This is a genomic window from Luteimonas qiangzhengi, from assembly GCF_039548515.1.
Classification (GTDB): domain Bacteria; phylum Pseudomonadota; class Gammaproteobacteria; order Xanthomonadales; family Xanthomonadaceae; genus Luteimonas.
Genome location: NZ_JBCLVE010000010.1, coordinates 116,075 through 140,537 on the forward strand (window position 1 = coordinate 116,075; position 24,463 = coordinate 140,537).

Genomic DNA, 24,463 nt, shown 5'->3' on the forward strand with positions numbered 1-24,463 from the left:
ACAAGTCCCGTTCACTCCAACGCCACGGGCGGCAGTTAGAGTGGAAACCAAGGCAAGAAATGGCGCCTTTGGGTCGGAATGAAACTTTCGGCACTGTGACGGCGTCCAAGTCCACTCCCATATTCAAGCTGCCGGCACGCACGCCGGCCCCCACGAGGTAACGAGCCGCCGCATGAAAGCCTCCCGCCTGATCTCCACCGCGCTGATCGCGCTGACCCTGTCGGTGCCGTTGGCCCTGATGGCCCGCGCCGACGGCGAAGCGATTCCCGATTCGGCCAGCCTGGACCAGGTGCGTACTTCCAGGCTGGTGTACGGCCTGCTGTCCGACAGCCGCTTTGTCTACCGGCCGCGGGCGATGGACGCGGAGATGTCCTCGGACATCTTCGATGGCTATCTGAAGTCGCTGGACGGCAACAGGATGTTCCTCACTGCGGACGACGTGCAGCAGTTCGAGCCTTACCGCCCGCAGATGGGCGCCTCCGTGCGCGAGGGCAAGCTGGAGCCGGCCTACGCCATCTTCGCTCTGTACAAAGACCGTGTGAACGAGCGGGTGGAACACATCCGCGGCCTGCTGGAGCAGGACATCTTCGATTTCACCGGCGAGGACCGCTGGGAATACGACCGCAAGGAAGCCGAGTGGGCCAGCGGTGAAGAGCTGGATGAAATCTGGCGGCAGTCGGTGCGCAACGACTGGCTGCGGCTGGTGCTGGCCGGGCGCGAGGGCGAAGAGATCCGCACAACGCTGGACCGTCGCTATCAGAACCTGGCCCAGAATGTGTCCCAACTGGGCGGCGAGGACGCGTTCCAGACCTTCCTCAACGCCTATACCGCGTCGATCGATCCGCACACCGATTACTTCAATCCGCGCAGCACGGATCTGTTCAACCAGAGCATGTCCCTGTCGCTGGAGGGCATTGGTGCCCAGCTGCAGAAGCAGGACGACGTGGTCGTGATCCGCGAGCTGATTGCGGGCGGCCCGGCAGCGATGAGCGGCAAGTTCCGCCCCGGCGACCGGATCACCGGCGTGGGCCAGGGCACTGACGGTTCGATCGAAGACGTGGTGGGCTGGCGCATCGACGACGTGGTCGAGAAGATCAAGGGCCCCAAGGACACCCAGGTGCGCCTGGAGGTGATCCCGGCCGGCTCGGGCCTGGACAGCGAGCCGGTGTATATCGTGCTGACCCGCGCACGCGTGCAGCTGGAAGAACAGGCGGCCAAGTCCGAAGTGATCGAAGTCAGCGGCGCCGGGGGCGAGGCCGACAAGCGCATCGGCGTCATCGAACTGCCGGCGTTCTACCAGGACTTCCAGGGCCGTCGGAATCGTGATGGTGACTACACCTCGGCCACCCGCGACGTCGGCCGGATTCTGGAGACGTTCAAGAGTGAGGGCGTTGACGGCGTGGTGCTTGATCTGCGCGGCAACGGCGGCGGATCGCTCAACGAGGCTGTTGAACTGACCGGGCTGTTCATCGACACCGGCCCGGTGGTGCAGGTGCGCGAATCCGGCGGACGGGTGAATGTTGAAGGCGTGCGCACGCCCGGCGTGGCGTGGGAAGGGCCGCTGGCGGTGTTGATCAACCGCGGTTCGGCCTCGGCTTCGGAAATCGTGGCCGGCGCCATCCAGGATTACGGTCGTGGCCTGGTGATCGGTGAGACCACCTTCGGCAAGGGCACGGTGCAGAACCTGATCGACCTGGACCGCATGCCTTCCGGCGAAGGCCAGCGCTATGGTTCGGTCAAGCTGACCGTCGCCCAGTTCTACCTGCCTGGCGGCAGCAGCACGCAGAACCGCGGCGTGGTGCCGGACATCCTGTTTCCGGTGACCGTGGATGCGACCGAGTTCGGCGAAAGCACCTACGACAATGCGCTGCCGTGGAACCGGATTGCCGAGGTGCCGCATACCCGCTACGGCGACTTCAAGCCGATCCTGCCGCAGCTGACAACGCTGCATGAGGCGCGGGTGGCCGAGCACCATGAGTTCCAGTGGTTCCTGGAAGACGTGGCCGAGTCGCGCGCCGAGCGGGAAAAGAAGTACGTGGTGCTCAACGAGGCCGAACGCCGTGCCGAACGCGAGCGCCAGGACCGCAAGCGCCGCGAGCGCCAGGAGGTCCGTCGCGAATTGGGCCTGCCGCTGGATCCGCTGGCCGAAGACCGAGACGACGGCCTGCACGCCAACGAGCGCGACATCCTGGTCGATACGGCCCGGGTGAAGGCGGCGGAGGAGCGTCCGGATCCGCAGCGCGACGAAGCCGCGGCGATCCTGGCCGATGCCATGCGCCTGCTGGACGGCGACCGCGTGATCTCGGCGCAGGTGCTGCCCGAATCGACCCGTCCCGGAAGCTGGGCCCGCTGAACAGGCCCGGCTGACCGCCCTCCGAAGGAACAATTCACGTGAATGCCGGATCGGTCGGCGGCGTTGATCGCCGCGGCCTGTGGACCGCTGTGGCGGCGTTTGTCCTGTGGGGACTGATGCCGCTGTACTGGCACCTGCTCAAGGTGGTGCCGTCATTGCAGATCGTTGTGCATCGCGTGGTGTGGGGCGCGGTGCTGGTGGCCGCCTGGCTGTTCTACAAATACGGCCGCGGCTGGCTGCGCGAGACGCTGTCCCAGCCCCGGGCTGCCTGGATGCTGGCCCTGAGCGGGACGCTGATCGCCTTCAACTGGGGGCTGTACATCTGGGCGGTCAACGCCGGGCACGTGGTGGAAAGCAGCTTGGGCTACTTCGTCAATCCGCTTCTGAACGTATTGATTGGCGTGGTGCTGCTGCGCGAACGCCTGAACCGGGTGCAGTGGATCTCGGTCGCCATCGCGGTGGCCGGGGTGCTGTGGCTGACCTTCAACTACGGCAGCTTCCCGTGGATCGCACTGGCCCTGGCGGGCTCGTTTTCACTGTACGGATTGATCCGCCGCCAGCTCAGCGTCGGGCCGGTGCGCGGGCTGGGCGTGGAAAGCCTGTACATGCTGCCAGTGGCACTGGTAGTGCTGGCCATGACGGCAGGTTCGCCGGAAGGCGGAGGACTGTTTGCATGGGGCGAACCGGTGGCGCTGATGCTGGTGCTGGCGGGGGCGCTGAGCGCCTTGCCGCTGATCGGCTTCGCCTACGCGGTGCGGCGGATTCCGTTCACGCTGATCGGTCTGATCCAGTACATCGCGCCGACCCTGCAGCTGTTGTGCGGAGTGCTGGTGCTGGGCGAATCGTTTGGCCGGGACCGGGCCATCGGCTTCGGCTTCATCTGGATCGCACTGGCCGTGTTCGCCACCGACGGCCTGCTGCGCGCCCGTCGCCGCGCCGTCGCCCCGGTGGTGTAGAAGCCGTCGCTGCAGGAGCACCGGCGTTGTAGGAGCGCGCCATGCGCGCGAAGCCGCGGGCACTTCAGCGCAACGCGACCCAGGCAATCCCCAGGCTTCCAACCACCGCCACCGCCACGGTAGCGATCCACCAGCGCCGCGCCTTCAATCGCAGCCGGCGCACGCGCTCGTCATGCACCGCACGGGCCTGCTCGATCAGCGGTTCGGCCTGATTGCGCGCGCGCACCTGTGCGGCTTTCCGCTTCTTCTCCGGCAGGTCATCGATGCCCTCGTAGAAGGCGAACACCCGGTGATGAAACTCTTGGTACAGCGCGTCCAGTTCGCTGCCGGACAGGCGTTGCAAGGTGTCGGGTGAGGTGTCCGCCGTTGCGCGCTTGCCGCTCATGCAGCCCTCAGTGCCGTGGTCACCGGCAGCTGTGCGGCACGCACCGCCGGAAACAGCCCGCCGACAAAACCAATCGCCAGGGCCCACTTCAGGCCGTTCCACAACAGCTGCGGCGTGACGCTGAATTCGAACGTCAGCTGGCCCACGCCGCCGGCCAGGGTGGACGCGGTATAGCCGTTGAACACCAGCCAGGCAACCAACCCGCCCAGCACGCCGCCGATGGCTGCCAGCAGCATGGTTTCCAGCATCACCGCCACTACTACAGGCAGGCCGCGAAAGCCGATGGCGCGCAGGGTGGCGATCTCGCGTGCCCGCGCGGCGACGGTGGCGAACATGGTGTTGAGCGCGCCGAACACCGCGCCGATGGCCATGATTGAACCAACCACGATCCCGATCACGCGCAGCACCCGGGTCATGCCTTCGGATTGGCGGGCGAAGTAATCCGCAGTGGTCTCCACGCTCACCTCCAGGCGCGGGTCGTCGTCGAGCGCGGTCTCGAACGCCGCGAACGCGCCCGGACCTGTCAGACGTGCGGTCATCGAATTACGGCTGCTGCCGCGCCGGTAGGTAGTGGCGACGATCCCCGCGTCGCCCCAGATTTCAGACTCCATCGCATCGCCCGATTCAAACACCCCCACCACCCGCCACAGGTCCGGGCCCAGGCGGATCTCGCTGCCCGGATCCAGGCCGGCGAACTGCTGGCGCGCGCCGCGTCCCACCACCAGCTCGCGACGACCGGATTCCAGCGCCCGGCCTTCGATGATGCGCATGGTCGGGCGCACCTGCCAGGCCATCGGGTCCACGCCGCGCAGCTGCACGCTGCCGTCTTCTGCGGCGGCGCCGCGGCGGGGCAGGCTGGCGGCCACCACCAGCTCGGCCGAAGCCAGCGGCATGTTGTCGGCATTGCGTGCGACCTGCGGCGCCTGGGCGATGGTGACCACGGTGTCGCGGGAGAGCACCGAAAGCACTTCCGCCCCGGACCCGCCGCGCAGCACGATGGCCGTGCCTTCGTCGCCGGTCGAGGCCACCGTCTGCCGATAGCCTTCGGCCATTGCCAGCAGTGCCACCAGTACCGCGACCACGCCGGCGATGCCGATCACCACCACCGAGGAAGCGCCCAGCCGCTGGGGCAGCGTGCTCACCCCCACCCGGGTGACCGAGCCGGCCTGGCGGCCGCTGCGGCTGCCCAGCATCCAGGCCGAAAACGCGATCGCCAGTGCCAGCAGCACCGGCCAGGACAGGGCGATCCACGCCACCAGGCCGACCAGCACCACGGCACCCAGTGCAAGACCCTGGAACATGGAACGGAGCTTCATCCCGGCCCTCCCTCAGCGCCCGGCCAGCGCATCGACGATGGACAGGCGCATGCCGCGCCAGGCCGGCAGCAGGCCGATCACCACCCCAATCACGACCATCAGCCCCAGCCCAAGAAGCCAGCTGTCCAGACCCACCGGCGGCAGGGTGATCATGCCGCCGCTGGCCTGGCCGACCGCGGGGCCGGCCAGCATCGCCAGCCCCAGGCCGGCTACGCCGCCGATCACTACCAGCAGCACCGATTCGGCCAGGATCATCAGCAGCACGCTGGTGCTGGTGAAGCCGAGTGTCTTCAGCACGCCGATCTCCGAGGTGCGCTCGCGCACGGCCTGGGCCATGGTGTTGCCGGTGAGCAGCAGCAGGGTGAAGAACACCGCGCCCATGATCGAGCCCACGATCAGGCCCACGTCGGCCATCTGCCGCACCTGCGAGGCCATCGCCGCCTGCTCGCTCATGCTGCGGGTTTCGTGACGCGAGTTGGCCGACAGGGCATCGATGTCGCGCGCGATCCGGTCCGACTGGTGCACATCATTCACCCGCGAGATGTACCAGCCCACGTCGCCACTGACGTAGGGCGTGGACTCCTCGAAATAGTCATAGCGCATCAGGATGACCATGTTGGCCAGCGGATAGTCGGCGCCGTCGGCTTCGCTGAGAATGCCGACCAGGTCGAACTCCCAGTTCATGCTGCCGTCGTTGTGGGGGTAGATCGATGACAGCAGCGGGATTCGGTCGCCCACTTTCCAGTCGTAGCGCGCTGCGGTTTCCTGGCCGACCAGGATCGCGGTGCGGGTGCGCGCGAACCCGTCGCGGGCTTCGCGCGAGGCCTGGTATTCGGGATAGAGGTCCAGATAGTTGCCGGCCACGGCGAAGGCAAAGATCTGGTTGCGCGGGCTCTGGTAGGTGGCCAGAAACCAGTTGGCCCAGCTGACGTCGGCCACCCCGTCCACCAGCGCGATGCGAGGGCGCAGCGCCAGCGGCAGGGTGTCCATGAACGACAGCCGCGAGCTGGTCTGCAGGCGTTGGGCGCCTTCAGCACTTTGGCCGATCTGCACGAACGCGGTACGGATGCCATCGAGCAGGCCGAACAGCAGGAACGCGGCCATGATCGAGGCCAGGGTCAGGAACGTGCGCGCCTTGCGCCGGAACAGGGCGGCCCAGATCAGGTGCATGTACTTCATGCCGGCGCCCCGGTCACATCGCGTGCGCGGGCTGCTCGACCAGCACGCCCTTGTCCAGATGCAGGGTGTGCGAGGCGTGTTCGGCGGCCTTGGGGTCGTGGGTGACCATCACGATGGTCTTGCCGTATTCGCGGTTGAGCTCCTGCAGCAGGCCGAGGATCTCCTCGGCTGACTGCCGGTCCAGGTCGCCGGTGGGCTCGTCGCAGATCAGCAGGGTCGGATCGGAGACGATGGCGCGGGCGATCGCCACCCGCTGCTGCTGGCCACCGGACAGCTCGTTGGGCTTGTGCCGGGTGCGGTCGGCCAGGTCCACCAGGGTCAGCGCGATCTCCGCGTTGCGCCTGCGCCGGGCAGCACTGAGGTTGGTCAACAGCAGCGGCAGCTCCACGTTCTTCAATGCGCTCAGCGCCGGCATCAGGTTGTAGAACTGGAAGATGTAGCCGACATGGCGGCTGCGCCAGGAGGCGAGTTGACCGGGGCCCATCCGGTCGATGCGTTCGCCGGCGACCTCGATCTCGCCGGCGGTGGGCGTGTCCAGTCCGCCGATCAGATTCAGCAGGGTGGATTTGCCGGATCCGGAGGGGCCCATCAGCGCGACGAAGTCGCCCTCGGCGATCTCCAGGTCCAGACCCTGGAGCACTTCGACGTTCTCCGGGCCGCGCTGGTAGGACTTGCCCAGGTTGCGGACCGAGACCAGCGGCGGCGGGGTGCCGGTCACTGCAGTACCTGCACCCGGTCGCCGTCCGCCAGGCCGGCAGGTGGATCAAGGACAACGCGGTCGCCGGCCGAGAGCCCGGAGTGGATTTCACGCTGCGCGCCAATGGTGTCGCCCAGTTCAAGCGTCTGCTGCTGCACGCGGCCTTCGGAATCGATGGTGAATGCCACCGTGGCGCCATCGCGTTCGGCCAGCGCTTCGGCGGGGATTCGCAGGCTTGGCGCTTCGCCGTCCTCCGGCTCGCGCGCCTGCTCGAGAAAGCTCACCGAAGCACCCATGTCCGGCACGATCCGCGCGTCCTTTTCCAGCAACGCGATGCGCACCTTCACCGTGGCCTTACCGCGGTCGGCGGTGGGAATGATGGCGATCACCTCGGCCGGGATCTTCCAGTCCGGGTAGGCATTGAGCGTGGCTTCCACCGGCATCTGCGGGCTCACCCGGCCGATGTAGGCCTCGCCCACGTCGACCTCGACTTCCAGCGAATCCATGTCCACCACCGTGCCGATGCCGGTGCGGGTGAAACCGCCGCCGGCCGACAGCGGCGAAACGATCTCGCCGGGCTGCGCGGCCTTGGCAATGACCACGCCGGCAAACGGCGCGCGCACGATGGTGTTGTCCACGCCGAGATCCGCGATGTGCAGTTGGTCGGCGGCCACATCGACCTGGCGCTGGGTGGAGGCAAGCTGGGCGCGCAGCGAATCGCGCTGGGCCACCGCCTGTTCGTACTGCGCACGGGAGACCAGCTGCTGATCCACCAGCGACAGCAGCCGTCCGGCGTTGGCCTCGGCTTCCTTGAGCTGTGCTTGAACGTTGGCCACCTGGGTCCGCGCGGCGGCGAGCTGCGCGGCGGACAGGCTGCGCTGGGCGTCGGCATCGATCGGGTCGAGGGTGGCCATCACCTGGCCTTCCTCCACGGCCATGCCTTCCTCGATCAGTACCTCGCGCACGCGGCCGGTGATCTTGGCCGACACCGTGGCCATGCGCCGCGCAACCACGTAGCCGCTGGCATCCAGCACCGATGCCGGGGCCGCACCGGCGCCGCTGGCGACCACCTCTGCCACCCGCACCTCGACCGGCGCACCGCGACCCAGCAGCGCCGATGCAACCAGTATCAACACCAGTGCGGCGACCACTGTCAGGACAATCCACCTCCATCGCCGTGATGGCGGCGGGGCAGGCGTGCGGTCGATGCGGAGTTCCCTGAGCAGGTCTGCTTTGGTGTTCATCGGCTCTGCCGTTGGTGCGGATGTCCCGAAGCTGGCCAGCCTAAACCCGGTGTCACGCGGAGTCACGTGACACCTGTCATCTCCGCTGGCTGACCGTTGCGACTGTTGCCGCCTGTTGCAGGCGCGGAAGATTGGCCCCATGGAAACGATCACCCACCACCACAACGCGCTTCCCCTGGCCCGGCTGCAGGCCGCCCGCAAACGGTACGGCGACGTCATTGCACTGGACGGCGTCGACCTGCAGGTACAGGCGGGCGAGGTTGTTTCGGTGCTTGGTGCCAACGGCGCCGGCAAGAGCACCGCGATCGGTTTGCTGCTGGGTTTGCTCCGGCCCGACGCCGGCGAAGCGGCGCTGTTCGACGGCCCGCCGGGGTCCATGCAGGCACGCAGGCGCACCGGGGTGATGCTGCAGGAGAGCGGGGTTCACGGTGACCTCAAAGTGCGGGAGCTGCTGCGCCTGACCTGCAGCTACTACCCGCAGCCGCGCAGCATCAACGATTGCGCGGCACTGGCCGGATTGGAGGGATTGCTTGATCGCCGCTACGACAAGCTGTCGGGAGGGCAGCAGCGCCGGGTCCAGTTTGCACTGGCTATCTGCGGTAACCCGCAGCTGCTGTTTCTGGACGAGCCCACTACCGGCCTGGATATCCAGGCGCGCCAGCAGCTGTGGCAGGCGGTGTGCGCGCTGGTTGCCGAAGGATGCGGTGTTCTGCTGACCACCCATTACCTGGAGGAGGCCGAGGTACTGTCCGACCGGGTGGTGGTGCTGGATCGCGGCCGGGTGGTGGCGGCGGGCAGCGTGGGCGAGATCCGCTCGCACGTTGCCCAGCGGCGCATCCGCTGTGTATCAACGCTTGATGCCGCGCAGGTGGCCGCCTGGCCACAGGTGCTGTCCGCCAGCCGTGACAACGACCGGCTGGAGATCGTGGCCGGCACCGCCGAGCCGGTGGTCCGACGCCTGCTCGAGGCTGATCCCACGCTGCATGACCTGGAAGTGCAGCGCGCCGGCCTCGCCGACGCCTTCATCCACCTTACCCGTGAACAGGAAGCCGCCTGATGGCCATCGTTGCCCGCCCACACGCTTTCTCGCCTTGGCGCTGCTACCTGCTGGAAGCCCGGTACGAGCTGCTGCGCCAGCTGCGCGAGCCGGCGTTCGTGCTGCCTACGCTGCTGTTTCCCACCGCGTTCTACCTGCTGTTCGGGGTCATGCTGTCGCGCAGCGCGGCCAATGCGGAGTACATGTTGGCCGGATACGGGGTGTTCGGGATCATGGGCGCGGCGCTGTTCGGCTTCGGCGCGGGGATTGCGAGTGAGCGTGAGCAAGGCCTGCTGCGGCTCAAGCGCGCGCTGCCGGCGCCGCCCGGTGCGTGGCTGCTGGCAAAGATGGCGGCGGCGATGGCCTTCGCGGCGGTGATTTCGATCCTGTTGGCGACGCTGGCGGCCACCCTGGGTGGCGTGGCGCTGGCGCCCTGGCAGTGGCTGGTGCTGCTTGCGATCAACGTGCTGGGCGTACTGCCGTTCTGCGCGATCGGGCTGTACATCGGCAGTCTGGTCGGGGCCAACGCGGCGGTGGCCGTGGTCAACATCCTGTTCCTGCCGATGGCGTTCCTGTCCGGGCTGTGGATGCCGCTGGCGGTGCTCCCGGATATCTTCACCCGCCTGGCACCGGTATGGCCGGCGTACCATCTGGGCCAGGCTGCGATGAAGGTCGTGGGCCACGATGCCGGCGGCAGCCTGTGGCTGCACCTGGGCGTACTGGGAGTGGTGACGGGCGTGTTCTTCATCCTTGCGCGGCGCCGGTTGGCGGCCGCGGTCTGAGTGTCCTGTCCAACAGTATCCCTGGAGAATCGAACCATGAAACGACTTCCGGAAATCCTGGCCTTCACGGCGCTGGCTGGAGTGCTTGGCCTGGCGGTGGCGCTGCAAGGGAACGCGGGTGACCGCACTGGCAGCGACACAAATGCAGCTTCCGAGGCGCCGGGCAACAGCTTCGCGATCCGCGATGCGCGGGTGTTTGACGGCGAAGGCGACATCGGCATTGCCACGGTGGTGGTGCGCGAGGGCCTGATTGAATCGGTGGGCGCGGACGTTGCCGTGCCCGAGGGACTGCCGGTGGTGGAAGGCGCTGGTCGCACCCTGCTGCCGGGTCTGATTGATGCCCACGTGCACGCCTGGGGCGACGCCCGGCGCGACGCGGTGCGCTTCGGTGTCACCACCGCGTTCGACATGCACGGCATGGTCGATCGCCTGCCGCAGCTTCGCCAGCAGCGCGAGTCCGTGACCGATACCGGCCAGGCCGACCTGTGGGCGTCCGGCTATGCGATCACCGCGCCGGGTGGACACGGCACCCAGTACGGATTCCCGCTGCCTGCGATCGACGCGGATACCAACGTGGAGGCCTTCATCGGCGAGCGGCTGGATGAGGGCGTCGACTTCATCAAGCTGATCGTGGAAGACATGAGTGCCTATCCGGGCGCGCCTTCGCTGCCGACGCTCACGCCGGAGCAGGTGACAGCAGTGATCGGCGCGGCCCACGCCGCGGATCGTCTTGCCGTGGTGCATGCTTCGACCCTGCGCGATTCGCGCCACGCGATCGAAGCCGGGGCCAACGGGCTGGTGCACATCTTTGCCGACCAGCCGGTTGACCAGGGCTTCATCGATGCCGCGCTGAAAGGCGATGCATTCGTGGTGCCGACGCTGGCGGTGCTGGCTTCGTTCGCTGCGGCGGGCGAGGGTGCCGCGCTGGCAGCGGATCCGCACCTTGGCCCGATGCTGACCGCTGAGCAGCGGGCGACACTGGGTACGGTGATCCCGGGGGTTCCCCCCAATGACCGGCTCGAACAGTCGCTTGCCAGCGTGCGCGCCCTGCATGCCGCGGGGGTCACCATCCTTGCCGGCACCGACGCCCCCAATCCCGGCACGGCGCATGGGGTGAGCATGCATGGTGAACTCGAGCTGCTGGTCCGTGCCGGTCTGGAGCCGACGCAGGCGCTGGCCGCCGCCACGGCGCTGCCGGCCAGGCACTTCGGGATCGGCGATCGCGGTCGCATCGTGCCCGGCATGCGCGCTGATCTGCTGCTGGTGGACGGCGATCCGCTGGCCGACATCACCGCCACCCGCGCGATCGTGGGGGTGTGGAAGAACGGCTATCGGATCGAGCGCGATCCTTCGGCCGGGGCACCTGCTGCGCAGGCGGCGCCGGATCAGACCCTGGTCAGCGATTTCGACGCTGGTTCTGTCAGCGCAGCGTTCGGAAGCTGGCAGCCCACCACGGACCAGATGGCGGGTGGCGCCTCGACGGTCGGGCACCGGCTGGTGGCAGACGGCGCCAACGGTTCGTCCGGCGCGCTGGAGGTCACCGGTGAGATCCGCCCGGGCTTCCCGTTCCCGTGGGCCGGGATGATGTTCTTCCCCGCGGCCGAGCCGATGCAGCCGGTGGACCTGTCCGCGCGCGGCGAGCTGGTGTTCCAGGTGCGCGGCGATGGCCGCAGCTACAACGCCATGCTGTTCTCCGGCCCGTCGGTGCAGGGCATGCCTGCCACGCTGACCTTCCAGGCCGGTCCGGAGTGGACCGAGGTGCGCCTGGCCCTGTCCGACTTTCCCGGGGCCGATCTCTCGCTGGTCCGCGGTATCGCCTTCACCGCCGGCCATCCGGCCGGGTCATTCGAATTCTTCCTCGATGACGTGGAGCTGCGCTGACCGATGGAGATGACCGGCACCTTGCTGCGCCGGCTGTCACCGGCTCCGGATTCGGCGATGGCCTGGGCCGTGCGCCAGGGCAGGTCGCCGTGGGCGGAAATGGTCCACCTGCTGTGGTCGGCCTGGGTGTTCACCACTCCCGCGTTCTCTCCGGGCGGCTACAGCGCCCGATGGTGGCTGCTGACCGCGATGTCGTATCCGCTGTTCGTGCTGCTGTACACGCGCGTGCTCGCCGCTCCGGCGCGCAGTGCCTGGCGCTATGCGGCGGCAATGATGTTGCTGTGCGTGGTGCTGCTGCCGTGGTATCCGTCGGGCATGTCGTACTTCGTGTTCGGCTGCGTCCTGTTGCACATGCACGGGCACCGGTCCGCCTGGGTGGCGATGGGGCAGGTGGTGCTGCTCGGGATCGGTTTTGTCGGTTACGCAATGCTGCTTGGCTATCCATGGCAGGCGGTAGTGTGGATGCCGGTGGTGACGCTGATCGTGGGCGCGGTGGTCCAGGTGGAGCGCATCAACGAACTCAAGGACGCGGCGCTCAAGCTGTCCCAGGAGGAGGTGCGGCGGCTGGCCGCGACCGCCGAGCGCGAGCGCATCGGCCGTGACCTGCATGACCTGCTCGGTCATACCCTGTCGATGGTGGCGCTGAAGTCGGATCTGGCCGCGCGGCTGGTCGAGCGTGATCCGGCTGCCGCGCGGCGCGAGATCGAGGAGGTGGCAAGCGGTGCCCGGCAGGCACTGGGCCAGGTGCGGCGCGCTGTCAGCGGCATCCGCGCGGCGCAGCTGGCGGGGGAGCTGGCATCAGCGCGGCTGCTGCTGGAGACCGACGGCGTGGAGTTCGGCTACGAGATCGGCGACGGCGGCGGCGACTCGGCGCTGCCGCCGGGCGTTGAATCGATCCTGGCACTGACGGTGCGCGAGGCGGTCACCAACATCCAGCGTCACGCGCGGGCCAGTGCGGCCAAGGTGAGCTTTGCGGTCGAGGGCAAGGAGGCTGTGCTGCTGGTCGAGGATGACGGCCGTGGCGGCACGATCACTCCCGGCAACGGCCTGGCCGGCATGCGCGAGCGGCTTGAGGCGGCCCACGGCAGCCTGCAGATCGCGTCCGGCGTCCACGGCGGCACCCGCATCGAGGCGCGACTGCCCCTGGCCGCAAACGATGACCCCGACCCCGCGCTGTAGGAGCGCGCCATGCGCGCGAAGCCGCGTGACGATTGGCGTGGACCGCAGCGTCGGATGCGACGCAGGGTCACCGCCCGCTTCTGGTAGCTTGCGCGCATGATCCGGATCCTGCTGGCCGAAGACCAGGCCATGGTGCGCGGCGCACTTTCTGCGCTGCTCGGCCTTGAGCCTGATATCGAAGTGCTGGGCGCCTGCGCTGACGGCGAGAGCGCCTGGCGCGAGCTGCAGCGGCTCAAGCCCGACCTGCTGGTCACCGATATCGAAATGCCCGGCCTGACCGGGCTGGAACTGGCCCAGCGGATTCAACGCCACGAGCTTCCGATCAAGGTGGTCATCGTCACCACCTTCGCGCGCTCCGGCTATCTGCGCCGGGCGCTGGACGCGGGCGTGTCCGGCTACCTGCTCAAGGATGCGCCGGCCGAGGAGTTGGCCGAGGCGCTGCGCAAAGTGCAAGGCGGTGCCCGCGCGATCGACCCGCAGCTGGCGCTGGAGGCCTGGTCGGAAGCCGACCCGCTCAGCGACCGCGAACGGCAGGTGCTGCGCCTGGCCGGTGAGGGGCGGTCAGCCGGCGAGATTGCCACGCAGCTGCATCTGTCGCAGGGCACGGTGCGCAACTATCTGTCCGAGGCGATCGGCAAGCTGGGCGTTGGCAATCGTATCGAGGCGTACCGGCTGGCCAGGCAGAAGGGCTGGCTGTAACCGGCAACGTGCCGGCTTACACTGCCGCCAGACCACAGGGGACAGACCATGAGCACCTTGAAAATACCCGCCAGCCTGCGTGCGATTGGCTGGATAGCGCTGTTCTGGAATATTGTCGGCGTGGTGATGTTCATCATGCAGACCGGCATCACCCCCGAACAGATTCAAGCCATGCCGCCGGGGCAGCGGCTGGTGTACGAAGCCATGCCTGATTGGCTGACGGTCGCCTACGCGGTGGCCGTGTTCGCCGGTGTCGCCGGCGCGTTCGGGCTGCTGCTTCGCAAGGCCTGGGCTGTGCCGGCATTCGCACTGTCGCTGCTCGCCGTGACCCTGCAGATGGTCGGTGTCTACGTGTTCACGCCGGCTTGGCAGGTTTCCGGCGCGGCCGGCCTGCCTATGGCGGTGCTGCTGATCGGAATCGCCCTGTCTCTGCTTTGGTATGCGCGACGGGCTGCGAATCGCGGCTGGATCAGCTGACCCGGCCCGGCCGCCGTCGGCCCGGGCGGGGACAGGTTAAACTGGGCGCCGGTCCATTTGATGCATTCCATTTGCCATGACAGCAGCCACCACATCTTCCGAACAGGCCAACGCCCGGCAGACCTATGAGGTCCGTCGCAGCGAACTGCCGCTGAGCTGCCCGCTGCCGTCCATGGCCGTGTGGAATTCGCATCCGCGCGTGTACCTGCCGATCGAGGACGACGGTGGCGAAACCAGCTGCCCGTACTGCAGCGCGCACTTCGTGCTGGTTGACTGAGACCGCGGCCGCAGGCACGCCACCCCCGTGTCCGCCCGAAAACGCCTGACGGTCGTCCAACTGCTGCCGGCGCTTGAGTCCGGCGGCGTCGAACGCTCCACCATCGAAATTGCCCAGGCCCTGGTGCGCGCCGGGCACCGTGCGCTGGTGGTATCGGCAGGCGGTCGCCTCGTGCCCGCGCTCGAGGCCGTGGGAGCGCAGCACCGCCAATTGGATATCGGCCGAAAATCACTGCTGACCCTGCGTCATGTCCCGGCGCTGCGACGGATGCTGGAGGACGCCGACGCCGACATCGTCCATGCGCGGTCCCGGCTGCCAGCCTGGCTGGGTTGGCGCGCGCTGCGCGGCCTGCCCGCACGACAGCGGCCGCGCTGGGTCACCACCGTCCACGGGCTCAACTCTCCCTCGCGCTACAGCGCGATCATGGCCAGCGGCGAGCGGGTGATCTGCGTATCGCAGACGGTGCGTGATTACGTGTGCCGCCACTATCCGCAGACCGACCGGGAGAAGCTGCGGGTGATTCCGCGCGGTATCGATCCGGCAGCCTTCCCACGGCGTCCGCACCCCGACCGCGACGCCCGGGCGGAAGTGGCGGCGGAGTTCCCGGCCCTGGCCGGTGATGGCCCGCTGTTGCTGCTGCCCGGGCGTGGCACGCGGCTGAAGGGGCATGCCGATGCGCTGGCGCTCCTGGCCAGGCTGCGGGCCGGCGGGATGGACGCGCGGCTGTGGATGCCGGGTCTGCGTGAGTCCGGGCGGGAGCGCTATCTGGCCGAGCTGGAACGCGAAGCCGTCGCCCAAGGCATTGCCGGTGCCGTGGCGATGACGCCGCCCACATCCGCGATTGCCCGCGCCTACGCTGCCAGCGACCTGGTGCTGCAACTCTCGCGCAAGCCGGAAGCGTTCGGGCGCACCGTGCTGGAGGCGCTGTCGGTGGGCCGTCCGGTGCTCGGCTGGGAGCATGGCGGTGTGGGCGAAGTGCTGCGCGAGCTGGCGCCGAACGGAGCGGTGGCCCCGTTCGACATCCAGGCCCTGGCCGCGCGTGCCCACACATTGCTCGCTATGCCACCCGACGCTGCGGGTACCATCCCGTATACCCTGTCCGCGATGCAGGACGCCACGCTTTCCGTGTATGACGAACTCTACGACCGCTGACCAGGCTGCGGCCGCGCCGGGATGGCGCTGGTCACCCCATTTCGTCCTTGCCTTCGTGGCCCTGTGGCCCGCGCCCGGCTATGCCGAAGGTGTGATGGTGCTGGGCGCGCTGGTGGCGATTTCCCGCCTGTTGATGGCGCGATTCGCCCAGGGCTCGGCGCTGTTGAGTCCGCAGGCCTGGGCGCTGACCAGCGTGCTGTTCTGCGCCTACTGGCTGCCTGAGCTGATCTCCGCGATCGGCGCGGTGGATGCTTCGCGATCCCTGCGCGAAGCGCTGGTGGACCTGCGCTACCTGCCGTTCCTGTGGCTGGTGGCATCGGCCGTGGCCAACGGTCGCGGCCGCAGGATCACCTTCGGTGGCCTGGCGGTGATCGTTGCGCTGTGGAGCGTGGACGGTCTGGTGGAAGCATTCTTCGGCACCAGCCCGCTGTTTTTCGGCATTGATGGTATCAAGCAGCTGCTCAGCGACCGGCCCATGTGTACGGCGGAGCAGGTGATGGCGGCCGACCGGCTGGGGGGGGTGCTGGGTCCATGCAACCTGAAGCTGGGCTTGGTGCTGGCCAGCCTGGCCCCATTCCTGCTGTTCCCGGTGGCCAAGCGGTTCGGCATCGGGGGCTGGATCGTGGCGGCCGTTGCGCTGGGGCTTGTGGTGCTGCTGGCCGGGGCGCGTGCCTCATGGATCACCTATGCGCTGGTCCTGGTCTTTTCCGGCTGGAACCTGCTGGGCTGGAAGCGGATGCTGGTGGTGTTTGCCGGCGGTGCGGCAACGCTTGCGGCCTTGGCGCTGGTGTCTCCGCAGGTGCAGGAGCGGGTGGAGCGCACCGCGCAGCTGGCGACCGCCGACGAGTCCGGGGTGGACCTGGCGCTGTCCGGGCGCGTGCGGATCTGGAGCGCGGCGCTGTGCATGGTCGGCCAGAGCCCGTTCAATGGCGTGGGCGTGCGCGGTTTCCGCGCCGCCTATCCGGATTGCGATCCTGATCCGGCCAATCCGCCGGCCTGGGGAGATGGGCCGGCCCTGCACGCGCACCAGATCGTGCTGGAGGTCCTCAGTGAGACCGGGATCATCGGCCTGCTGCTGTGGCTGGCCGGAGCGGCGCTGGCCTGGCGTGCGTGGCGCTATGCCGATCCCGATGCCCGCAACCGGGCACGCCCGGCCATGCTGGCGCTGGCGGTCACGGTATTCCCGCTCAACACCCACCTGGCGTTCTATTCGACGTTCTGGGGCGGGCTGACGTTGATGCTGGCGGCGCTGTATGCCGGCAGCCTGCTTGGCAGCGACGCGCCGGAGCCGACGCAGTAGGTCGGGGCTACGCCCCCCGACGCGAGGGATGCGTGATTGGCGGCGAACGCGGGAATGCGTGACTGGCGGGGCGTCGGGGGCGTAGCACCGACCTACGGGGCGTAAATGTCTTTGCCGTCCGGGCGGCGCTTGAAGCGGCGATGGATCCACAGGTACTGCGCCGGCGCCGCGCGGGCCATCTGTTCGATTCCGGCGATGATCCGGGCGGTGTCCGCGGTCGCGTCCCTGGAAGGGAAATCCTCCACCGGCTGCAGGCGTAGCGTGTAGCCGCCATCGCTGCGGCGCTCATGCTGGAACAGCAGCACCGCCGCTCCCGACATCCGCGCCAGCTGGTGGGTGGATGTCAGGCTGTGGGCCGGCTGACCGAAGAACGGCACGTACACCGCATCGCCGCGGCTGGGATCCTGGTCGGGTGCATACCAGAGCAGGCCGCCGCGCTTGAGATGGCGCAACGTGCCACGGACATCCTGCTTGGGAAACATGGCCGCCGCATAGCGCGCACGTCCGCGGCGCACCGCCCATTCCATTGCCGGCTGCGCGTGCGGTCGGTACATCCCCGCCAGCGGCACGTAATCGCACATCAGGCGCCCGCAGATCTCCAGGGTGGTGAAGTGGCCGGACACCACGATCACTCCGCGCCCCTGCGCGCGCGCGGCCTCCATATGCTCCAGCCCTTCAACCACCAGGCCGCGGCGCAGCGGTTCCACGGAGCCCCACCATGCGCGGGCGAATTCGAACAGCGCGATCCCCAGCGAAGCGAAGTGTTCGCGCACCAGGCGTTCGCGTGCGCTGGCGTCCAGCTCCGGAAAGCACAGCTCGAGATTGCGGGCCGCCACGGCGCGGCGGCTGCGCAGTGTCAGGCGCAGGGTTGCCCCGAGCGCCCGGCCGAGGGCGCGCTGCAGCGGCCATGGCAGCCGGGCCAGCGCGGCGGCCAGGCCGATGCCCAGCCAGGTGGGCCAGTGGCGGGGCGACAGCGGGGCGGAATGTGATGGGTCTTTGTTCGACATATGCCGATTGTAGGGCTCCATGCCTTTGATGAACGGCTATCCTTGGGCAATGCGCGAAACCATCGTTGAACGTCTGCTGCGCGCCCTGTATTCGGCCATGCTGTATGTGCTGGTGCCGGTGACGGTGTATCACCTGATCTGGCGCGGCTTTCGCCAGGCGGAATATTTCCAGCGCTGGGGCGAGCGCTACGCATCCTATTCGGACGAGCCACACCGGGCCACGCTGTGGGTGCACGCCGTATCGGTGGGTGAGGTCAATGCGGCCGCGCCGCTGGTGGACGCGCTGCTTGAGCTGCGCCCGGGCATGCGCCTGCTGGTGACCACCATCACTCCGACCGGTTCGGCGCGGGTGGGCAAGCTGTGGGGTGAACGGGTGGAGCACGTGTATCTGCCCTACGACCTGTCCGGGGCGGTGCACCGGTTTCTGGATCATTTCCAGCCGCAGCTGGGCCTGATCGTGGAAACCGAGCTGTGGCCGAACCTGCTGTTCTGCTGCCGCGATTACGGGGTGCCGCTGTACATCGTCAATGCGCGTCTGTCGGCGCGTTCGCTGCGCGGCTATCGGACGCTGCGTCCGCTGGTTTCGCGTGCGTTGCGCACGGTGCGCGTGATTGCCGCGCAGTCGGAGGAGGACGGGCGCCGCTTCCGTCGCCTTGGTGCGCTGGAGCATCAGGTGACCGTGACCGGCAATCTGAAATACGACATGGAGGTTGATCCCGGGCTCGCCGGATTCGCCCGCCAGTTCCGCCAGCGGGCCGGTGAGCGGCCGACCTGGATCGCCGCCAGTACCCATGTGGATGAGGAGGCCGCGGTGCTGGCCATCCACGCCCGGCTGAGCAAGCGCTGGCCGGACCTGCTGTTGCTGTGGGCGCCACGACATCCGGAGCGCTTCCGCGCGGTGACCCAGCTGGCCGTCGAAGCTGGAATGCGCACCGCCACCCGCACCCTCACCCGCGAGCCGGACGCCGCCGATGCGGTGTTCGTAATCGATACCCTGGGTGAGCTGACCAGCTTCTATGCCTGCGCGGACGTGGCGTTCGTCGGTGGCAGCCTGCAGGAAGTGGGGGGCCACAACCTGCTGGAACCGGCGTCCACCGGCACAGCGATCGTTACCGGTCCGCATCTGCACAACTTCGCCGACATTGCCCGTCGGCTCCGCGAGGTGGATGCGCTGTGCGTGGGCCGGGATGCCGAGGCGGTGGGTGCCGGGATCGAGCGGCTGCTGGAGGATCCACAGCAGCGCAGCCGGATGGCCGCGGCCGCCGCCCAGCTGGTGGAGGATGGGCGCGGGGCGGTGCAGCGCACGCTGGAAGTGGTCAAGGCGGACATGCCGCCAGTAGCTGGGCCACCAGTAGCAGGGCCGCCAGCCGCGGAGCAGGGCGGGCCCTGAGCAGGCCCGCCGGGGTACAGCGCCGGCTTATTCGACCGAGGACGGAAGCTGGGCTTGAGCGGACACGGTCAGCAGCGAGTTGATTTCCTGCAGATCGGAGATGTCCAGCGTGCCGGCAGCCTGGGCCAGCAGCAGCCGGCTCTGCAGGAAGCGGTAGCGGGCCAGGGCCAGGTCGCTTTCGGCGTTGAACAGGTTCTGCTGGTTGATCAGCACGTCCACCACGGTGCGGGTGCCGACTTCCAGGCCCACCTGCGATGCTTCATATGCGCTGCGCGCCGAGATCACCGCCTGGCGGCGCGCCTCGACTTCGCTCACGCCAGCCACCACCGCGTTATAGGCGGCGCGGGTGCTGCGCTCCAGCGCCCGGCGGGTCAGTTCCACGTTGTCCTGGGAAATGTCGCGGCGGGAGATCGCTTCGCGCACACCGGAGCGGATCGCGCCGCCGGCGAACAGCGGCACGGTCAGGTTCAGGCCCACACCGTAGCCTTCGTTTTCACTGTTGCGCGGCAGGCCCGGCACGTCCGGGTCGCCGAAATCACCCCAGCCGGCGCGGTTGCTGTAGTCGGCGCCCAGGGTGATCCGCGGCAGGTGCTGGGACTTTGCGGCAGTCACGCCGTGTGCGGCAGCGCGCGCGTCGTATTCGGCAGCCTGCAGGTTCGGGTTCTGGGCGAATGCGGTGGCAACCCACTCCTGCACCCCTCCATCGGTCGGCATTGACGGCTGGAAATCCTCCGGCAGCGCGCGCAGGTCGCGGACCGGCACGCCGGTGATCTCGGCCAGCGCCTGGTAGGCGTCTTCCAGCGCGTTCTGGGCCAGCAGCACGTTTGCGCGGGCGGTGTCGTACTGGGCGCGGGCTTCGTGCACGTCGGTGATCGGTGCCAGGCCCACTTCAAGGCGGCGGTCGGCGAAGTCGTACTGCTTCTGCAGCGCCTCTTCAGCGGCAACCGCGGCCGCGAGGGTTTCAATGGCCACCAGTACGTCGAAGTAGGCGGCCGAGGTGCGGGTGATCAGTTCGCTGTTGGCTGCGCTCAGGTCGAACCCGGCGGCGGTGTCCAGCTCGGTCTGCGCACGGTAGTTGGCGATCTGGCCCAGGTCGAACACGGTCTGCTGAAGGCCGACGCCCCAGCTGCGGCTGCGGCTGTCACCGGACTGGCCGGCCACGTAATTGCGGCCAATCGATGCACTGCCGCTGACCGATGGCAGCAGGTTGGCGCGGGCCTGGACGCGTCCTTCGCGGGCGATATCGCGGCTGGACTCGGAAATGGACAGCTGGCGGTCGCCGGTGCGGGCCATTTCATAGGTGGTCATCAGGTCCGCTGCCTGGGCGGCGGCCGGGAGCAGGGCGAGGGACAGGGCAAGGGCGAGGGGACGCAGCATGTAGAAATCCTTGGTGGGTTCCGGAGGGCCGTGCGGGGCGGGGGCCCAGGGTCGGTCCGCGGTTAAAGTTGGAACGCGGGCACCGGTTCAGCGCCTGCCAGATAGTCGAGTTCGGTATCAAACAACGATTCAGTGCGCGTCGCGTTGACATCATCGCCGTCACGATGGATCAGCACCGCTTCCATGACCGGGGCGTGGCCGTGGACGATGAACATGCGTCCACCCGGACGCAGCCACTGGATGAAGCGGGCGGGGATTTCAGAGACGGCCGCATTCACGCTGATCACATCAAAGCGCCGCTCGGTGTCCCAGCTGAAAGCGTCGGCGTTTACCACCGACACGTTGCTGGCACCACGGGCCAGCAGGCGCTGGCGGGCGGCGTCGGCCAGGGTGGCCTCGCGCTCCAGGCTCAGTACTTCGCGGGCCATCAGGCCCAGGCCGGCACTGACGTAGCCGCTGCCGGTGCCGATTTCCAGCACTTCTTCGCCGGCCTGCGGGCGCAGCGCCTGCAGCACACGTCCGGCCACCACCGGCTTGAGCATCCGCTGGCCATGGCCGAGCGGGATCTCAAGATCTCCGTAGGCCACCGTGCGGTAGGCTTCGGGTACAAAATCCTCGCGCGGCAGGGTGCCCAGCACCTCGAGCACGCGCGCATCCAGCACATCCCAGGGACGAACCTGCTGTTCGACCATGGCATCGCGGGCTTGGGCGTAATCAATCGTCATCTGTGGCGGTCTCGATCGCGGGGGAACGCAAGTTTACCTTTGAAGCGCCGAAGGCGCGCAGGAACATGTCCGCGCAGGCCTCAAGATGGGCGCGCTCCTGTTCGGCCCGGGTCATGTCCGGATCGTGGTGGCAGTCAAACACCATGCGCATGTGCAGTTCCCCGCGGACCAGCGCGAAAAACTGCGCCGAAGCGCGGGCAACATCGTCGATTTCCAGGTCGCCAGCCGAGATGCGGCGCCTCAGGAAATGGGCGAACTCTTTCTGCACCCGCCCGGGGCCGGCTTCCCAGAACAGTTCGGCCAGCCGCTTTTCCACCATCTGCGGAGAACACAGCAGGCGGTGGCCGGCCACCGCTTCGGGCGCGCTGATCATGGAGAAGAAGCTGCGGGCGATATCCAGCAGGCGATCGCGCACCGGCACTTCGGGCGCAGGTTCGAACACCGAGCCGGGCATCTGCTGCTCGCAATAGGCCTTGGCAGCCTCGGTGAACAGACTGTCCTTGTCGCCGAAATGGCTGTAGACGGTGAGCTTGGAGACCTCCGCCGCAGCGGCGATCTGGTCCATGCTCACGCCTTCGAAGCCGTGCAGCAGGAACAGCCGTTCAGCCGCCTCGAGAATGGCGGCGCGTTTGGCCAGGTCCTTGGGCCGCCCGGGGCTGGCGGTCGGCCGGGCGACGGCTTTCTTGGCGCTGGAAGGCATCATCACGGCCAATATGATACCTGTCAGTTCTGTAAATATGCTGAACCTGCAGGTTCACTAATGTGGTTGCCAGGGCGCAACTGTGCGTCAGTACCGCCCGGTCCCCGCATCTGTCACCCCGCTGCGGCGCGCGCGCTCCTGCCACAGTTCCCGGGCGTAAACGCGCAGATCGGGAATGGTGTCCAGCTCGTCCACGATCTCAAAGCCGAACACCGTTTCCACCACGTCCTCCAGGGTCACGATGCCCACCGCGGTGCCGTATTCGTCAACGACCAGCAGGATGTGGTGACCCTCGGCGATGAAGTGCCGGAACAAGCGGTCAACCGGCATCTTGTCCAGGGTGGAGGCGAGCGGACGGGCGAGATCGGCCAGCGTCGTGGGCGCAGGGTCGTCGCGGGTCTGGATATGGCGCATCAGCGCTTCGCTTTTGAGCACGAAGCCGGTGATGTCCGCCCGGTCATCGCCTTCGTAGACCGGAATGCGGGTGAAGGGTGACTCTTCCACCGCCGCCACGAATTCCTGCAGCGGCAGGGTCTGGGGCAGGGCGAACACCACCGTGCGCGGGGTCATGATGTCGCCGGCTTTCACCTCGTCCAGCTGCAGCACGTTGCGCAGCACGCGGCTTTCCCCCGGCAGCAGCTGCCCTGCATCCTCGCCCATGCGTGCCACCGTCAGCAGTTCATCACGATGCTTGGGCAGGGGGGCCGGGCGGCCGCGGGTGATAAGGCGGGTCAGCTGCTGGGAGAACCACACCAGCGGCGCCAGCCCCACCACCAGTGGGGGCAGCACCCGGGCCACGAACGGAGCCACGCCGACGGCGTAGCGGGCGCCGATGGTCTTGGGAATGATCTCGGTCAGGATCAGCACCGCCGCGGTCAGGGCGACGGCAAACAGGGCTTCGCTGCCGTAGCCGAACACCCGCGCATACTGCGCCCCGGCGCCGGCCGCGCCCATGGTGTGGGCCACCGTGTTGAGCGTGAGGATCGCGGCCAGCGGCCGGTCAACGTCCGCCTTCATTTCCCCGTAGACCTTGGCCCAGCGCTGGTTGCCTTCCTTGCCGGCCTCGATCTGGGTGGGGGTGATGGTCAGCAGCGAGGCCTCCAGGATCGAGCACAGGAAGGACACGCCCAGCGCCGCGGCAACGTAGATGATGAGCAGGGTCATGGGTGCGGGTTCCGCGAAGTGGGGGAAAGAAGCCGGGCGCCGTTGGCGGCAACGGGCGAGACCCAGGCCGAGGCGTCGAAACCGGCATCGATGAAGCCTGAGCGCATGGCCGGCGCCGCGGCTTCGGCTGCCGCGCGCGAATCAAACCAGGCAAACACCGCCGGCCCGGCGCCGGAAATGCTGGCGCCCAGCGCGCCGCCCTCCAGCGCGGCCGCTTTCACCCGGTCAAAGCCCGGAATCAGCGCGGCGCGGCGCGGCTCCACCAGCACGTCATGCAGGCCGGCCCGGATCAGCGCGGCATCCGCGCGCTCCAGCCCCAGCAGCAGCTGGGCCAGGTGCGCGCAGTGGGCAACGATGGTGCCAAGGGGGTACGGATCGGCCAGCACCTCGCGGGCGCGGCGGGTTTCCAGCACCTGATCGGGATGCACCAGCACGCAGTGCAGCCAGTCGGGCGCAGTCAGGCGGATCATGCGCTCGGTGGTGGCCAACACCACGCCGCCCAGCAGCATCGGTGCCACGTTGTCGCCCTGACGGCTGTTGCTGGCAACCGACTCGCCGTCCAGCGCGAATGGATACAGGGCCTCGCGTTCGAGCGGCACGTCCAGCAGTGCGTTGGCGGCAACCAGCGCGGCCACGCAGGAAGCGGCTGAGCCGCCCATGCCGGAGCCAAGCGGGATCCCCTTTTCCAGCTCCACTTCAAACCCGAACGGCAGGGCCAACGCCTCACGCAGTGCGATCAGGGCGCTTCCCGCCGTGTTGGCGCGCGCTTGCAGCGGGATCGCTTCTGTTCCGCGGACCCGGCCGGTAACGCGGGTCACGCGTACGAGCGGCTCCTTCAGCAGACTGACCGTAGCGATGTCCCCGGGCCCCTCAATCACGTGGCCGAGCAGGTCGAAGCCCACCCCGATGTTGCCGACGCTGGCTGGGGCGAATGCGGTGGCGACACGGGAGGCGTGGGCATGCATGGGCGAAGATCATAGCGGCCCGCTGGTCCACACCGCGGCTTCATGCTCCAATGGCCGTGAAGCGGGGGTACCGCGCGCTGTTGGCGCGGTTGAGACAGACCCTTCGAACCTGATCCGGTTAATACCGGCGTAGGGAAGCTTCGCAGATGTGCCGTATCGCCCGTGGCTTGCCGCGGGCGCTGTGTGCGCAGCATGCGCCGCCGCTTCGTCCCCTCCATTCCA

General features: G+C 68.2%; 23 protein-coding genes and 1 riboswitch. Of the genes, 12 read left to right on the forward strand and 11 right to left on the reverse strand.

The window, feature by feature from the left end; genetic code table 11:
- The first annotated feature begins 172 nt into the window (after positions 1-172).
- Together WCE59_RS09135 and rarD are read left to right on the forward strand one after the other, a co-directional pair.
- Positions 173-2,353 (forward strand): carboxy terminal-processing peptidase, encoded by a 2,181-nt coding sequence (locus WCE59_RS09135; protein ID WP_343258446.1) that lies wholly within the window; start codon positions 173-175, stop codon positions 2,351-2,353.
- A gap of 38 nt (positions 2,354-2,391) precedes the next feature.
- Positions 2,392-3,309 carry an EamA family transporter RarD gene (gene rarD / locus WCE59_RS09140; RefSeq protein ID WP_343258447.1) on the forward strand — a complete coding sequence of 306 codons (918 nt, stop codon included), beginning with the start codon at positions 2,392-2,394 and terminating at the stop codon, positions 3,307-3,309.
- Positions 3,310-3,373: 64 nt separating this feature from the next.
- Here rarD and WCE59_RS09145 read toward each other — a convergent pair whose 3' ends face one another.
- From WCE59_RS09145 to WCE59_RS09165, 5 genes are read right to left on the reverse strand one after another with little or no spacing between them, the layout of a single operon-like run.
- Positions 3,374-3,694, reverse strand: a complete 321-nt coding sequence (locus WCE59_RS09145) for a hypothetical protein (RefSeq protein WP_343258448.1) — start codon at positions 3,692-3,694, stop codon at positions 3,374-3,376.
- A complete protein-coding gene (locus WCE59_RS09150; protein ID WP_343258449.1) occupies positions 3,691-5,010 on the reverse strand; it encodes an ABC transporter permease in 1,320 nt (439 codons plus the stop codon). The genes WCE59_RS09145 and WCE59_RS09150 overlap by 4 nt, the downstream gene beginning before the upstream one ends.
- A gap of 12 nt (positions 5,011-5,022) precedes the next feature.
- Complete coding sequence (locus WCE59_RS09155; protein ID WP_343258450.1) at positions 5,023-6,189, reverse strand: ABC transporter permease; 1,167 nt, start codon at positions 6,187-6,189, stop codon at positions 5,023-5,025.
- 13 nt (positions 6,190-6,202) lie between these two features.
- Positions 6,203-6,886: an ABC transporter ATP-binding protein gene (locus WCE59_RS09160; protein WP_343258537.1), complete on the reverse strand. Its 684-nt coding sequence runs from the start codon at positions 6,884-6,886 to the stop codon at positions 6,203-6,205.
- Between the two features lie 17 nt (positions 6,887-6,903).
- On the reverse strand, positions 6,904-8,130 hold the full coding sequence (locus WCE59_RS09165) for an efflux RND transporter periplasmic adaptor subunit (RefSeq protein WP_343258451.1): 1,227 nt from the start codon (positions 8,128-8,130) through the stop codon (positions 6,904-6,906).
- A 139-nt stretch (positions 8,131-8,269) separates the two neighbouring features.
- Here WCE59_RS09165 and WCE59_RS09170 point away from each other — a divergent pair, with 139 nt between their 5' ends.
- From WCE59_RS09170 to WCE59_RS09210, 9 genes are all read left to right on the forward strand, one after another.
- Positions 8,270-9,187 carry an ABC transporter ATP-binding protein gene (locus WCE59_RS09170; RefSeq protein ID WP_343258452.1) on the forward strand — a complete coding sequence of 306 codons (918 nt, stop codon included), beginning with the start codon at positions 8,270-8,272 and terminating at the stop codon, positions 9,185-9,187.
- A complete protein-coding gene (locus tag WCE59_RS09175; RefSeq protein ID WP_343258453.1) occupies positions 9,187-9,948 on the forward strand; it encodes an ABC transporter permease in 762 nt (253 codons plus the stop codon). The genes WCE59_RS09170 and WCE59_RS09175 overlap by 1 nt, the downstream gene beginning before the upstream one ends.
- A 36-nt stretch (positions 9,949-9,984) precedes the next feature.
- Positions 9,985-11,829: a CIA30 family protein gene (locus WCE59_RS09180; protein ID WP_343258454.1), complete on the forward strand. Its 1,845-nt coding sequence runs from the start codon at positions 9,985-9,987 to the stop codon at positions 11,827-11,829.
- Between the two features lie 9 nt (positions 11,830-11,838).
- A complete protein-coding gene (locus WCE59_RS09185; protein ID WP_343258455.1) occupies positions 11,839-13,008 on the forward strand; it encodes a sensor histidine kinase in 1,170 nt (389 codons plus the stop codon).
- 96 nt (positions 13,009-13,104) lie between these two features.
- Complete coding sequence (locus WCE59_RS09190) at positions 13,105-13,707, forward strand: response regulator transcription factor (RefSeq protein WP_343258456.1); 603 nt, start codon at positions 13,105-13,107, stop codon at positions 13,705-13,707.
- Between the two features lie 48 nt (positions 13,708-13,755).
- Entirely contained in the window at positions 13,756-14,184 is a 429-nt protein-coding gene (locus WCE59_RS09195) for a hypothetical protein (protein ID WP_343258457.1), read from the forward strand.
- Positions 14,185-14,260: 76 nt separating this feature from the next.
- Positions 14,261-14,461, forward strand: a complete 201-nt coding sequence (locus WCE59_RS09200; protein WP_343258458.1) for a zinc-finger domain-containing protein — start codon at positions 14,261-14,263, stop codon at positions 14,459-14,461.
- 27 nt (positions 14,462-14,488) lie between these two features.
- Positions 14,489-15,613, forward strand: a complete 1,125-nt coding sequence (locus WCE59_RS09205; RefSeq protein WP_343258459.1) for a glycosyltransferase — start codon at positions 14,489-14,491, stop codon at positions 15,611-15,613.
- Entirely contained in the window at positions 15,591-16,913 is a 1,323-nt protein-coding gene (locus WCE59_RS09210; protein WP_343258460.1) for an O-antigen ligase family protein, read from the forward strand. The genes WCE59_RS09205 and WCE59_RS09210 overlap by 23 nt, the downstream gene beginning before the upstream one ends.
- Positions 16,914-17,005: 92 nt before the next feature.
- Here the strand turns inward: WCE59_RS09210 and lpxL are convergent, their stop codons facing one another.
- Entirely contained in the window at positions 17,006-17,920 is a 915-nt protein-coding gene (lpxL, locus tag WCE59_RS09215; protein ID WP_343258461.1) for an LpxL/LpxP family Kdo(2)-lipid IV(A) lauroyl/palmitoleoyl acyltransferase, read from the reverse strand.
- A gap of 49 nt (positions 17,921-17,969) precedes the next feature.
- Here lpxL and waaA point away from each other — a divergent pair, with 49 nt between their 5' ends.
- Complete coding sequence (gene waaA, locus WCE59_RS09220; RefSeq protein ID WP_343258538.1) at positions 17,970-19,310, forward strand: lipid IV(A) 3-deoxy-D-manno-octulosonic acid transferase; 1,341 nt, start codon at positions 17,970-17,972, stop codon at positions 19,308-19,310.
- Positions 19,311-19,337: 27 nt separating this feature from the next.
- On the opposite strand, the gene WCE59_RS09225 is transcribed toward waaA, so the two are convergent.
- From WCE59_RS09225 to WCE59_RS09245, 5 genes are all read right to left on the reverse strand, one after another.
- Positions 19,338-20,687: a TolC family outer membrane protein gene (locus WCE59_RS09225; protein WP_343258462.1), complete on the reverse strand. Its 1,350-nt coding sequence runs from the start codon at positions 20,685-20,687 to the stop codon at positions 19,338-19,340.
- 62 nt (positions 20,688-20,749) lie between these two features.
- Entirely contained in the window at positions 20,750-21,412 is a 663-nt protein-coding gene (locus WCE59_RS09230) for a protein-L-isoaspartate O-methyltransferase family protein (protein WP_343258463.1), read from the reverse strand.
- The gene (locus WCE59_RS09235) at positions 21,402-22,115 is read right to left on the reverse strand and encodes a TetR/AcrR family transcriptional regulator (protein ID WP_449284139.1); all 714 of its coding nucleotides are present in this window, start codon (positions 22,113-22,115) and stop codon (positions 21,402-21,404) included. The genes WCE59_RS09230 and WCE59_RS09235 overlap by 11 nt, the downstream gene beginning before the upstream one ends.
- Before the next feature lie 84 nt (positions 22,116-22,199).
- Positions 22,200-23,276, reverse strand: a complete 1,077-nt coding sequence (locus tag WCE59_RS09240; protein ID WP_343258464.1) for a hemolysin family protein — start codon at positions 23,274-23,276, stop codon at positions 22,200-22,202.
- Complete coding sequence (locus WCE59_RS09245; protein ID WP_343258465.1) at positions 23,273-24,241, reverse strand: homoserine kinase; 969 nt, start codon at positions 24,239-24,241, stop codon at positions 23,273-23,275. Before WCE59_RS09245 ends, WCE59_RS09240 begins: the two co-directional genes overlap by 4 nt.
- A gap of 53 nt (positions 24,242-24,294) precedes the next feature.
- Positions 24,295-24,395, forward strand: a riboswitch (TPP riboswitch).
- Positions 24,396-24,463: the final 68 nt, after the last annotated feature.

Bases quoted from the DNA above. Each gene is read 5' to 3' on its own strand.
- WCE59_RS09135 (WP_343258446.1), top strand. From the start codon at position 173: ATGAAAGCCTCCCGCCTGATCTCCACCGCGCTGATCGCGCTGACCCTG.
- WCE59_RS09145 (WP_343258448.1), bottom strand. From the start codon at position 3,694: ATGAGCGGCAAGCGCGCAACGGCGGACACCTCACCCGACACCTTGCAA.
- WCE59_RS09150 (WP_343258449.1), bottom strand. From the start codon at position 5,010: ATGAAGCTCCGTTCCATGTTCCAGGGTCTTGCACTGGGTGCCGTGGTG.
- WCE59_RS09155 (WP_343258450.1), bottom strand. From the start codon at position 6,189: ATGAAGTACATGCACCTGATCTGGGCCGCCCTGTTCCGGCGCAAGGCG.
- WCE59_RS09165 (WP_343258451.1), bottom strand. From the start codon at position 8,130: ATGAACACCAAAGCAGACCTGCTCAGGGAACTCCGCATCGACCGCACG.
- WCE59_RS09170 (WP_343258452.1), top strand. From the start codon at position 8,270: ATGGAAACGATCACCCACCACCACAACGCGCTTCCCCTGGCCCGGCTG.
- WCE59_RS09175 (WP_343258453.1), top strand. From the start codon at position 9,187: ATGGCCATCGTTGCCCGCCCACACGCTTTCTCGCCTTGGCGCTGCTAC.
- WCE59_RS09180 (WP_343258454.1), top strand. From the start codon at position 9,985: ATGAAACGACTTCCGGAAATCCTGGCCTTCACGGCGCTGGCTGGAGTG.
- WCE59_RS09185 (WP_343258455.1), top strand. From the start codon at position 11,839: ATGACCGGCACCTTGCTGCGCCGGCTGTCACCGGCTCCGGATTCGGCG.
- WCE59_RS09190 (WP_343258456.1), top strand. From the start codon at position 13,105: ATGATCCGGATCCTGCTGGCCGAAGACCAGGCCATGGTGCGCGGCGCA.
- WCE59_RS09195 (WP_343258457.1), top strand. From the start codon at position 13,756: ATGAGCACCTTGAAAATACCCGCCAGCCTGCGTGCGATTGGCTGGATA.
- WCE59_RS09200 (WP_343258458.1), top strand. From the start codon at position 14,261: ATGACAGCAGCCACCACATCTTCCGAACAGGCCAACGCCCGGCAGACC.
- WCE59_RS09210 (WP_343258460.1), top strand. From the start codon at position 15,591: ATGACGAACTCTACGACCGCTGACCAGGCTGCGGCCGCGCCGGGATGG.
- lpxL (WP_343258461.1), bottom strand. From the start codon at position 17,920: ATGTCGAACAAAGACCCATCACATTCCGCCCCGCTGTCGCCCCGCCAC.
- waaA (WP_343258538.1), top strand. From the start codon at position 17,970: ATGCGCGAAACCATCGTTGAACGTCTGCTGCGCGCCCTGTATTCGGCC.
- WCE59_RS09225 (WP_343258462.1), bottom strand. From the start codon at position 20,687: ATGCTGCGTCCCCTCGCCCTTGCCCTGTCCCTCGCCCTGCTCCCGGCC.
- WCE59_RS09230 (WP_343258463.1), bottom strand. From the start codon at position 21,412: ATGACGATTGATTACGCCCAAGCCCGCGATGCCATGGTCGAACAGCAG.
- WCE59_RS09235 (WP_449284139.1), bottom strand. From the start codon at position 22,115: ATGATGCCTTCCAGCGCCAAGAAAGCCGTCGCCCGGCCGACCGCCAGC.
- WCE59_RS09240 (WP_343258464.1), bottom strand. From the start codon at position 23,276: ATGACCCTGCTCATCATCTACGTTGCCGCGGCGCTGGGCGTGTCCTTC.
- WCE59_RS09245 (WP_343258465.1), bottom strand. From the start codon at position 24,241: ATGCATGCCCACGCCTCCCGTGTCGCCACCGCATTCGCCCCAGCCAGC.